The organism is Pseudonocardia sp. ICBG601 (assembly GCF_020496245.1).
In genome coordinates, this window is sequence record NZ_JAHLJA010000071.1 from 24,692 (window position 1) to 35,444 (window position 10,753).

Annotated in this window: 12 protein-coding genes; 6 read left to right on the plus strand and 6 right to left on the minus strand. The window is 69.8% G+C overall.

Features of this window, described 5'->3' with window-relative positions; translation table 11 throughout:
• Positions 1 to 15: 15 nt before the first annotated feature.
• Positions 16 to 1,710 (minus strand): AMP-binding protein, encoded by a 1,695-nt coding sequence (locus tag KPL57_RS21195; RefSeq protein ID WP_226352907.1) that lies wholly within the window; start codon positions 1,708 to 1,710, stop codon positions 16 to 18.
• 304 nt (positions 1,711 to 2,014) lie between these two features.
• Here KPL57_RS21195 and KPL57_RS21200 point away from each other — a divergent pair, with 304 nt between their 5' ends.
• Both KPL57_RS21200 and KPL57_RS21205 read left to right on the plus strand, forming a co-directional pair.
• Positions 2,015 to 2,857: a helix-turn-helix transcriptional regulator gene (locus KPL57_RS21200; protein ID WP_226352908.1), complete on the plus strand. Its 843-nt coding sequence runs from the start codon at positions 2,015 to 2,017 to the stop codon at positions 2,855 to 2,857.
• A gap of 65 nt (positions 2,858 to 2,922) precedes the next feature.
• On the plus strand, positions 2,923 to 3,168 hold the full coding sequence (locus KPL57_RS21205; RefSeq protein ID WP_226352909.1) for a hypothetical protein: 246 nt from the start codon (positions 2,923 to 2,925) through the stop codon (positions 3,166 to 3,168).
• Between the two features lie 40 nt (positions 3,169 to 3,208).
• On the opposite strand, the gene KPL57_RS21210 is transcribed toward KPL57_RS21205, so the two are convergent.
• On the minus strand, positions 3,209 to 3,553 hold the full coding sequence (locus KPL57_RS21210) for a hypothetical protein (protein ID WP_226352910.1): 345 nt from the start codon (positions 3,551 to 3,553) through the stop codon (positions 3,209 to 3,211).
• Positions 3,554 to 3,637: 84 nt separating this feature from the next.
• On the minus strand, positions 3,638 to 4,600 hold the full coding sequence (locus KPL57_RS21215; RefSeq protein WP_226352911.1) for a YafY family protein: 963 nt from the start codon (positions 4,598 to 4,600) through the stop codon (positions 3,638 to 3,640).
• 131 nt (positions 4,601 to 4,731) lie between these two features.
• Here KPL57_RS21215 and KPL57_RS21220 point away from each other — a divergent pair, with 131 nt between their 5' ends.
• Positions 4,732 to 5,535: an alpha/beta fold hydrolase gene (locus tag KPL57_RS21220; protein WP_226352912.1), complete on the plus strand. Its 804-nt coding sequence runs from the start codon at positions 4,732 to 4,734 to the stop codon at positions 5,533 to 5,535.
• A 53-nt stretch (positions 5,536 to 5,588) separates the two neighbouring features.
• Here KPL57_RS21220 and KPL57_RS21225 read toward each other — a convergent pair whose 3' ends face one another.
• Positions 5,589 to 6,416, minus strand: a complete 828-nt coding sequence (locus KPL57_RS21225; RefSeq protein WP_226352913.1) for a MerR family transcriptional regulator — start codon at positions 6,414 to 6,416, stop codon at positions 5,589 to 5,591.
• Positions 6,417 to 6,612: 196 nt separating this feature from the next.
• On the opposite strand from KPL57_RS21225, the gene KPL57_RS21230 reads away from it, so the two are divergent.
• Entirely contained in the window at positions 6,613 to 7,836 is a 1,224-nt protein-coding gene (locus KPL57_RS21230; RefSeq protein WP_226350739.1) for an ISAs1 family transposase, read from the plus strand.
• A gap of 162 nt (positions 7,837 to 7,998) precedes the next feature.
• Here the strand turns inward: KPL57_RS21230 and KPL57_RS21235 are convergent, their stop codons facing one another.
• Positions 7,999 to 8,763: a transposase family protein gene (locus KPL57_RS21235; RefSeq protein ID WP_226350834.1), complete on the minus strand. Its 765-nt coding sequence runs from the start codon at positions 8,761 to 8,763 to the stop codon at positions 7,999 to 8,001.
• A 97-nt stretch (positions 8,764 to 8,860) separates the two neighbouring features.
• On the minus strand, positions 8,861 to 9,547 hold the full coding sequence (locus KPL57_RS21240) for a transposase (RefSeq protein WP_226352914.1): 687 nt from the start codon (positions 9,545 to 9,547) through the stop codon (positions 8,861 to 8,863).
• 132 nt (positions 9,548 to 9,679) lie between these two features.
• On the opposite strand from KPL57_RS21240, the gene KPL57_RS21245 reads away from it, so the two are divergent.
• The gene (locus KPL57_RS21245) at positions 9,680 to 9,973 is read left to right on the plus strand and encodes a nuclear transport factor 2 family protein (protein WP_020622167.1); all 294 of its coding nucleotides are present in this window, start codon (positions 9,680 to 9,682) and stop codon (positions 9,971 to 9,973) included.
• The coding region (locus KPL57_RS21250) for an SDR family NAD(P)-dependent oxidoreductase (RefSeq protein WP_226352915.1) at positions 9,970 to 10,753 on the plus strand (784 nt) is incomplete at its 3' end. The genes KPL57_RS21245 and KPL57_RS21250, both read left to right, overlap by 4 nt.

Below are 10,753 nucleotides of genomic sequence, written 5' to 3' on the forward strand. Positions count from 1 at the left end.
CGGGCCGGCGACCGGTCAGGCCTTCAGCTCCGGGAGGTCCTCGTAGCGCCACTCCCCGCCCGCAGCCGCTCCCGCCTCGTCGCGCTCGCGGGCCCGCAGCTCCACACGGCGGATCTTGCCGGAGATCGTCTTCGGCAGCTCGAAGAACTCGATGCGCCGCACCCGCAGGTAGGGCGCGAGGTGGTCCCGGGCGTGGGCGAAGATCGCGACCGCGGTCTCCCGGGTCGGCTCGTGGCCGGAGGCGAGCGCGATGTAGGCCTTCGGCACGGCGAGCCGCACCGGGTCGGGCTGCGGCACCACGGCCGCCTCCAGCACCGCCGGGTGCTCGACGAGCACGCTCTCCAGCTCGAACGGCGAGATCTTGTAGTCGCTGGCCTTGAACACGTCGTCGGTGCGGCCGACGTAGAACAGGTAGCCGTCGGAGTCGCGGGTCGCGGTGTCGCCGGTGTGGTAGAAGCCGCCTGCCATGGCGTCGGCGGTCTTCTCCGGCATGTCCAGGTACCCGACCATCAGGCTGGTGGGGCGCCGGGCGAGGTCGATGCAGATCTCGCCCTCGGTGTCGGAGACCTCGCCGGTGAGCTCGTCGACCAGCACCACCGGGACGCCGGGCAACGGGCGGCCCATCGACCCCGGCTTCACGACGGAGCCGGGCGTGTTGCCCACCAACGCCGTCGTCTCGGTCTGGCCGAACCCGTCGCGCAGGGTCAGTCCCCACTGCGCCCGGACCTGCTCGATGATCTCCGGGTTGAGCGGCTCGCCGGCCGCGATGACCTCGCGCAGCGAGCCGGGCCCGCCGGACAGGTCGGCCTTGATCAGCATCCGCCACACCGTCGGCGGCGCGCAGAACGTAGTGACGCCCTTGTCCCGGATCTGGTCGAGCAGCGACGCCGCGTCGAAGCGGCTGTAGTTGTAGAGGAAGATCGTCGCCCCGGCGATCCACGGCGCGAAGAAGCAGCTCCACGCGTGCTTGGCCCAGCCCGGCGAGCTGATGTTGAGGTGCACGTCGCCCGGGGTGATGCCCAGCCAGTACATCGTGGACAGATGTCCGACCGGGTACGACGCCTGGGTGTGCTCGACCAGCTTCGGCCGGCTGGTGGTGCCGGAGGTGAAGTACAGCAGCAGCCGGTCGTCGGCGGTGGTGCCCGGGTGCTCGACGGGTGCGTCGTCCACGTCGCGGGAATCGGCGAGGTCCAGCCAGCCCTCGGCGGAGCCGCCGACCGAGATCGCGATGCGCCCGTCGAGGAGTCCCTCGAACTTGCCCGTGCAGGACGCGTCGGCGATCACGAACCGGGCGCGGCCGCGCTCCAGCCGGTCCGGCAGGTCGACGGCGCCGAGCGCGGTGGTCGTCGGCATGATCACCGCGCCGAGCTTCATCACCGCGAGCATCGACTCCCACAGCTCGACGCGGTTGCCCAGCATGACCAGCACGCTGTCCCCGCGCCCGACCCCGTGCGATGCCAGCCAGCGGGCCACCTGGTTGGAGCGGCGGCGCAGCTCGTCGAAGGTCCAGGCGCCCTCCGCGCCGTCCTCCTCCACGATGCGCAGCGCGGTCCGCGTCTCGCCGTCGGCGATGACGTCGAACCAGTCGTGCGCCCACTGGAAGGCGCCGTCGAACTGCGGCCAGGTGAAGTCGGCGACGGCCTTCTCGTGCTCGCCGTGCAGCGCGACGAGCCGGTCGCGGGCGTCGCGGTAGATGTCGTGGTTGCCCATGGGGCGGACGTCCTCGGGGTCGGTGGGGCGGTCGGACCGTCGTCGGGGCGGTCACCGGGCGGGCGGAGAACGCCACCGCGAACGTCGTGGAGGAGGGGTCATGCGGGCTCCTCGTCGAGCGCGGCCTGGCGGACGGACCGAGACTCGCCGCGCCGGCCCACCGCCCGCTACCAACCGAAGTCAGTGTTCGGATCCGGTTGACGGACCCGGCGATCTCTGGGAGAACCCCACCAGTCGTGACTCGTTGCGCACGACGAGGCCGCCCGGGCCGGCGAGGACGCCGACGGGACAGGGAGGAGCACTCGTGCTGGACGACGACGCGGTCGCCCGTGCGCTGGAGCGGGTCATGCCCCGCCGGCTCCACGAGCTCAGCTCGACGACCGGTCTGCCGGTCGTCTTCGGCGGGACGACCCGGACGGTGCGCGACGGCCTGCAGCTCACGATCAACCAGCTGATCGGCACCTTCGGCGACTCGCTGCGGCTGCTCAGCGTCCTGTCCGGGCGCGGCCTCGGCGGCGCCGCGATGGCCCGCCGCATCCCGTGCCGGGTGAGCGACTACGCCTCGACCCCGGGGATCACCCACGACTACGACCACGTCGTCGTCGAGAACGAGCGGCTCGCATCGATCCTGGCCTATCCGATCATCGTCCACGGCTCGGTCCGTGGCGTGGTGTACGGGGCGATGCGCGAGCACCGGCCGATCGGCGACGTCGCGGTCCGCAACGCGGGCATCGTGGCCGCCACCATCGCCCGGGACGCCACGGCCCTGCTCGACCAGCACTCTCCGCCCACCGTCCCGGTCGTCGCGGACGCCGAGAGCCGGGCCGGTGCGCTGCTGGAGCTCGCCGCGCTGATCGAGAGCACCGACGACCCGGAGCTGCGCACACGGCTGAGCCGGATCCACGACGGCCTCGCCGGGGCGCGCCCGGCGCCGGGCCGGACGGGCGGAGAGGCTCCCGCCCTCTCACCGCGGGAGATCGAGGCGCTGCAGCACGTCGCGGTGGGCGCGACCAACGCCGAGATCGCGGCGCAGCTGGGGATCACCGTGGGGACGGTCAAGGCCTACCTGCACAGCGCCATGCGCAAGCTCGACGCCCAGAACCGGGCGCGGGCGGTCATCGCGGCCCGCGCGGCAGGGCTGATCTGACCGTCCGGCGCTTCGGCGTGAACCTGCCCCGGCCCCGGTACGAACCCAGGGCAGGGGGTGAGCCGATGTACCTGTCCACCGAGCAGGCACGGGCGCTGGAGCTGCTCGACGGCCGGGACGCCCGGGTCGACCAGCTGCGGGCCCCGGTGGCCCGGCAGCTGCACGACCGCGGGCTGATCGACGCCGACGGTGCGGTCACGGCGGCCGGTGCCGCCGCCGTCGAAGTGATCTATACACAGCGGTTCGCCGACGGCGTCGCCGAGATGAAGGCGCGCATCCGGCACCACCGGCTCGGCCGCCCCGGGGGCTGAGGGCCCGTCGCGCACCTCGCCTGCAGTCGCGGGCGCGACGTCATCCGGCCCCGTCGGCGACCGCGCGCCGCAGCCCGTCCCCGATGCGCTGCATCGTGGCGCCGTAGGCCTCGGGGAGGACGACGTCGAGCCGGTCGGCGAGCACGAAGAGCCACCACAGGCACTCGGCGAGCTTGTGCCGCAGCTCGGCGTCGGTGTCGCCGTCGATGTCCCAGGTGCGTTCGGCCGCGAGCACCAGCCGCCCGACGTAGGCGGCGTCGTGGGTGAACCCGAGCGCCAGCTCCGGGAGGGTCCAGGTGCGTCCCAGCAGCCGGTCCTCGAGCTGCTCGTAGAGCGCCCGCACCTCGCGGGCGCGGCTGCGCGCGTCGGACAGTCCGTCGGTCATGGTCAGGCCCTTCGTCTCGTGTGACGACGACGCTAGGTCCGGTTCCGGACCGGACCTGTCTGGAACCAGCAGTGGTGGCCCGCGTCACGGGGCGCGCTGCAACGCCAGCAGCTCCTCCAACCGGGCCACGACGTGCTCCCGGACGTCGTCGGGCCCGAGCACCCGGAACGTGACCCCGAGCCGGAGCAGGAACTCCGCGATCCACCGCGCGTCGAGCCCGCCGATCGTGCTCAGGGTCCGGTCCGGGCCGTCGGCGCGATGCCGCGCGATGGTGGCCGGGAGCAGGGCGCGGGTCTCGTCGAGGGAGCGGTGGATCTCGACCTCGGCGTAGGTCGCGTAGGGCGTGGTGGTGATCGCCTGCTCGACCAGGGCCGTCGCGTCGACCTCCCGGCGGCGCGGGTCCGCCGGCCCGGTGACGACGACGCCGTCGACGCGGTCGACCCGGAACACCCGCCAGTCCCGGCGGTCGAGGTCCCAGGCGACGAGGTACCACCGGTGCGCGGTGCGGACGACCTGCTCGGGCTCCACCGCGCGGGTGCTCCCCGTCCCGCGGCGGTCGCGGTAGCGGAACCGGACGCGGTCACGGGTCCGGGAGGCGCCGGCGAGTGCGGTCAGGATGTCCGGATCCACCTCGCCGTGGGTGTCCGGCCGCTCCCCCGCCTCGGCGATCGCGCGGTCGAACCGGCCGAGGGCCTCGGCCGCCCGGGGCGGCAACGAGCGGCGCAGCTTCGACAGGGCCGCCGGCGCCGCGCGTCCCTCGCCGTCGGGGTGGCTCCACGCGAGCCGGCGGAGCGCGATCGCGGTGGCCAGCGCCTCGTCGTCGTCGAGGCTCAGTGGGGGCATCCGTGCCCCGGCGACGAGCCGGTACCCACCGAACGGTCCGGTCGAGGTCTCGACGCCGTACCCGAGCTCGCGGAGCTTGACGACGTCGCGGCGGACGGTCCGCTCGTGGACGCCCAGCCGGTCCGCCAGCTCGGCGCCCGACCACTCCGGGCGGGTCGACAGGACCGTGAGGAGCTGGAGGAGCCGGTGCGAGGCGCTGAGCACCGTCGCAGGATAGGCGGGGGTTTCGGACAGGAACGGTCCACAACCGTTCACCGCCAGCACGCCGCAGGACCACCTGCGCACCGTGGTGCGCGACCCCGTGGGCCGGTCACTCGCTGCGTAGCATCCCCGTCATGCCGTCCTGGCCCACCTTCGACGCCGAGGTGAACGGCGTGACGATCTCCTACCTCCGGACCGGTCAGGACAAGCCTCCCGCCCTACTGCTCCACGGCCTGATGGGCAGTGGAGCAGGCTGGACGCCGGTGGCTCGCGTGCTCGAGGCGGAGCTGGACGTGATCATGCCCGACGCGCGCGGGCACGGGCGCTCAAGTGCTCCGGACTCCGGCTACCGCTACCCGGATCTCGCCGCTGACGTGGGCGGCTTGATCCAGGAGCTGGGCCTTCGTCGCCCGGTGCTGATCGGTCACTCGATGGGCGGCATGACGGCAGCGCTGGCCGCGACCCGGATCGGTCACCTGGTGCGCGGGCTCGTCCTCGTGGATCCCACCTTCCTGAGCAGCGAGTGGCAACAGCAGGTGTACGAGAGTGACGTCGCCGAGCAGCACCGCCACGCCCTGCACCAGGGGAGGTCGGCGCTCCTGGACGACGCGCTCGCGCGGCACGCACATCGCTCACCGGAGCTCGTCGAGCTGCAGGTGGACGCGCGACTGAGCACGAGCCCGGCCGCGTTCGACGTCCTGACGCCGCCCAACCCGCCGTACCGTGAGCTGGTCAGCGCGCTCGACGTGCCGACGCTGCTCGTCATCGGCGACAAGCCCGTGGTCACCCTCGGCGTGGCCACCGAGCTGTGCGAGCTCAACCCGCTCCTGCGGGTCCACCAGGTCGACGACGCCGGGCACGGTCTCCCGTTCGACCAGCCGGAGCGGCTCGCGCAGGCCGTCCTGACCTTCGTGCGGGACCTGCCGAGCACCGGCTGACCCCGGTGATTCACGGCGGCGGGTACGAGTGGACGACGCTCAGCGGTCTCCGCTCATTCCGATGATGCGGTGGTGCCGAAGATCGGCCAGCAGATCTCGGTGGCGGTGAACCGGGCCGGATCCGTGGGAGTGCCGCCGACATAGTGTTCGCGGATGGGTCCCTGCCTGCTGATCAGATGCTCGTTGACATAGATCCCCAGGGCCGCGTAGCTGCGGTCGATGCCGTCGTGGCCGCCGGGATGGGTGAGCACCGCGAACTCGGTCCTGGGGAGGACCTCGGCCTGGACCCCCTCGGGCGGATCGATGGACGGTGGCGCGGGGACGAACATGGTGGCGCGGCCCTGCTGTTCGAGGAACAGTGCTCTCTCGTAGAGGCCGCCCGGCACCATCGCGTCAGGCGGGCCCGGGGCCGGGGCGACGGCCTGGTGCAGTGTCCACAGTGACGCTGTGAACCAGTCGTCGATCTCGGAAACGTCGATGACGGCGCTGATGGACCACACGGGGAGCGCCGGCTCGTGGCGCAACGTGACGTCGGTGGGAGGTCTCGTCGGGGTGAGCAGTTCACGCAGGGCCCCCACGGTGTCACGGGTCTGGGCGAGCGCAGCCTCCATCTGTTCGAGATGGGTGGTGATGATCTCGGTGCGTGCCCCGGCATCGTCGGTGCTCAGGAGCGCCTTGATGTCCGGAATGGACATGCCCAGCGAGCGGAACCGGCGGATAATGTGCGCATGGTCGACCTGGCCGGTGTCGTAGAAGCGGTAGCCGGTGTCGGGGTCGATGTGGGCCGGTTCGAGGATCCCGATGTCGTGGTAGTGGCGTAGCGCCTTGCGGCTCAGGCCGCTCATCAGCGCGAAGTCACCGATCGAGACCTGGGCTCCCATCGCGTCCTCCTCTGCGTGGCGTCACCTGCGTCGAGCGGGACAAACCCTGGACCCTCCCCCTCAGGGCCCCGGCAAAGTCGTGATGGGTGGGTCCTGAGCTGCGGTGACGTGCGGGGTGGGTGCGGACACAGGCTTGGCGTGATCATGAGGGTGTCGAATCCTTGCTCACGTCAGGAAGCCTGTGTCCGCAGTGTCAGTGTCTCCGATCGTTGCTGCTCTGGAAGGCCTGGAGGTCGGTCCTGACGCGGGGAGAGCCGCGCCGGTCGGTGAGGCGGCGGGGTTGTCGCTGGTGGAGGCCCTGTCGCGAGTGCCGGACCCGCGGAAACCACGCGGTGTCCGCCACGGTGTCCTCGCGGTGTTGCTACTGGGGGCGTGCGCGGTGTTGGCGGGGGCCCGGTCGTTCACCGCGATCGCCGAGTACGCCCATGACGTCGGCCGCGCCGTGCTGGACGTGCTCGGGGTGGGCGCGGTCGCTCCGCACGAGTCGACCATCCGCCGGGTCCTGCAACGGGTCGACGCCTCGGCGCTGGAGGCGGCGTTGCAGTCCTGGGTGTTGCCCCAGCTCAGCGCCCAGCCGGCCCCGGAGGGCACACCCCGGCGAGAACAGCGTCGCGTGCTGGCCTTGGACGGCAAGACCCTGCGCGGCGCCCGCGTCCGTGCCGCCGACGGCAGGGTCTGGCTCCCGCATCTGGTGTCGGTGCTCGACCAGACCAGCGGTGGCGTGCTCGGCCAGGTTCAGGTCGCAGAGAAGGGCAGCGAGATCACCGCGTTCACCGCGCTGCTCGACCCCCTCGACCTCGACGATGTACTGGTCACCGCGGACGCTCTGCACACCCAGCGAGCCCACGCCGACTACCTACACCGCCGCGGCGGGCACTACCTGATGACGATCAAAGCGAACCAGCCCACGCTGCTGGCACGGGTACGGGCGCTGCCCTGGACCCAGATCGGCGTCGCTGATCGTCAACGCGGGCGTGGGCACGGCCGCGTCGAGACCCGCACGATCAGCGTGGTCAGCCTGCACCCCTGTCCCGACCTGGGCGCAGAGTTCTTCCCCCACGCATCCCAGGCGATCAAGCTGGTGCGCCGGCGTCGCCCACTGCGGCCTGGCGGGAAGTGGAGAACCGAGACCGCCTACGCGATCACCAGCCTGACCAGCACCGACGCCGATCCAGGACTGCTCGCCCGCTGGATCCGTGGGCACTGGTCGATCGAGAATCGCCTGCACTGGGTCCGTGATGTCTGCTTCGACGAAGACCGCGCCACCGCCCACACCGGTCACGCCCCGCAGGTCATGTCGGCGTTGCGGAACCTCGCGATCACCGCGCTACGCCTGCACGGCGTCAGCAACATCGCCGCAGCACTCCGCCACCACGCCCGCGACCCCCATCGACCACTGACCACCTACAAGATCATCTAGCGACTTTGCCGGGGCCCTGCCCTCCCCCTGGGGCAAGGTCAACGTCGCGGCATTCCCGCGATCACGGGTTGACCTTCCCCTCACGTGAAGCTCCATCGTGGCGCCATGTCCACAGCAGAATGGGAAACACTCCCGGAAACCGTGAGGCTTATTCAGGCTCCGTCAGGTAAGTGCGTAGAAGATGAGTCCGATGACTGCCGAGATCGTCGTTTTAAATGTGGCGTAGGGTCGGCGGTAGTCTGTGTGGAGAACTTTCCACGACTTGATATGGGCGATGACTCGCTCGATGGTGGCGCGTGTGCGGTTGAGGCTCTTGTTGAATGTTTTCTGCCAGTCGAGAAGTTCCCGGCCGGGTTGTTTTTTGAACGGGGTGAGCATGCCGCGCCCGATGTAGCCTTTATCGCCGATCGGTGGGTATGTGGCGAGGTGGTCGAGGGCGCCGGATTGGTCGAGGCAATGTAGGTCGTGTCGGGAGCCTGGGGTCGGGTCGGAGATCCACGACAGCTGCCCTTCCAGGGTGGCTGCGACCTGGACGACGACGCCGGTGGTGCGATGCTTGCCCGACCACAGACCTGGTACGGCGGTCCATGACCAGCAGGGCAGCAAGGTTCCATCGATGATGTACTGCCGATCGGCACGAAGCTCCTCCGCAGTCGGAACGACACTCCGCAGCGCCTGCGCCAGCAACGGTGTCACCCCCGCGATCGCTCGACTAACCGTCGACTGCGACACCCCATAGGTTTCCGCCAACTCCCACTGCACACGATTCCCGCGCAGATACGCCAACGTGATCACCACCGACCAGAACAATCCCAGAATCGGCGGCCAAGGCCGTCGCAGGCCAGTCGCGTTCCGCTGATCCTGCTCATGCACCAGAGCGGCAAGATCCTGAATCTCATCACGCCGAAAGCCAGTGGTATAGTACATACTGCGACAGCCCATTCATCTCGGATTGATTCGACAAACCAATATTCGCGATGGACGGGCTGTCGCCCAACCTGACACGCCGGGCTAGATCGTTATTTCACGGGGCCTGAATAAGCCTCTTGATATGGGCGATGACTCGCTCGATGGTGGCGCGTGTGCGGTTGAGGCTCTTGTTGAATGTTTTCTGCCAGTCGAGAAGTTCCCGGCCGGGTTGTTTTTTGAACGGGGTGAGCATGCCGCGCCCGATGTAGCCTTTATCGCCGATCGGTGGGTATGTGGCGAGGTGGTCGAGGGCGCCGGATTGGTCGAGGCAATGTAGGTCGTGTCGGGAGCCTGGGGTCGGGTCGGAGATCCACGACAGCTGCCCTTCCAGGGTGGCTGCGACCTGGACGACGACGCCGGTGGTGCGATGCTTGCCCGACCACAGACCTGGTACGGCGGTCCATGACCAGCAGGGCAGCAGGGTTCCGTCGATGATGTACTGCCGATCGGCACGAAGCTCCTCCGCAGTCGGAACGACACTCCGCAGCGCCTGCGCCAGCAACGGTGTCACCCCCGCGATCGCTCGACTGACCGTCGACTGCGACACCCCGTAGGTTTCCGCCAACTCCCACTGCACACGATTCCCGCGCAGATACGCCAACGTGATCACCACCGACCAGAACAATCCCAGAATCGGCGGCCAAGGCCGTCGCAGGCCAGTCGCGTTCCGCTGATCCTGCTCATGCACCAGAGCGGCAAGATCCTGAATCTCATCACGCCGAAAGCCAGTGGTATAGTACATACTGCGACAGCCCATTCATCTCGGATTGATTCGACAAACCAATCTTCGCGATGGACGGGCTGTCGCCCAACCCGACACGCCGGGCTAGATCGTTATTTCACGGGCCCTGAATAAGCCTCCGTGAGAACGTTCATGGGCGCACTCGACTCCCGGGAGTTCGATCGGGCGCTCGCCACCTTCACCCCCGACGCCGTGGTGACCGATGACGGCCACGACCACGCGGGCACCGACGAGATCAGGGCCTGGCTGGCGACCGCGGTCACCGAGTACACCTACACCGCCGAGTTCACCGGTGCGTCCACGACCGCCACGGGCGTCGACGTCGGACAGCACCTGGAGGGCGACTTCCCGGGCGGGGTCGTCGACCTGAACTACCGCTTCACCCTCGATGGTGCGGCGATCCGTCGGCTGGTGATCGAGCCGTGACCCGGCGATGGTTCATCACCGGTGGCACACCCGGCAACTTCGGGATTGCCTTCGCCGAGGCCGCGCTCGACACCGGAGACCGCGTGGTGCTGACCTCCCGCCGCCCCACGGAGTTGGCGACCTGGGCGGAGCGGTACGGCGACCCCGTTCTCGTCGTGCCGCTGGAGCTCACCGACGCGGCACAGGTGCAGCGCGCCGTTCGCACGGCCGAGGAGCACTTCGGCGGTATCGACGTGCTGGTCAACAACGCCGGCCGCGGCTGGTACGGATCCATCGAGGCGATGGACGAGTCCGCGATGCGGGCGATGTTCGAGCTGAACTTCTTCGCCGTGCTCTCCGTGACGCGTGCCGTGCTGCCGGGGATGCGTGCCCGCGGCGACGGGTGGATCGTCAACGTGTCCTCGGTGGCCGGACTCGTCTCGGCGCCCGGATTCGGCTACTACAGCGCGACGAAGTTCGCCGTCGAAGCCGTCACCGACGCGCTGCGCGACGAGGTCGCCGCCCAGGGCATCTCCGTACTGACCGTCGAACCGGGAGCGTTCCGCACCAACGCCTACACCGGGTTCGCCGACGAAGCCGTCGAGGAGGCGATCCCGGTCTACCACGAGATGTTGGAGCAGGTCCGGGCCGTCTTCGTCGGGATGGACGGCGTGCAGCCCGGCGACCCGCACCGCGGCGCCCGTGCGGTGATCACGGCGATGTCGCAGGATCCGCCGCCCCGCCGGCTGGTCCTGGGCAACAGCGGATACGACGCCGTGGTCGAGACTCTGGAGAAGGATT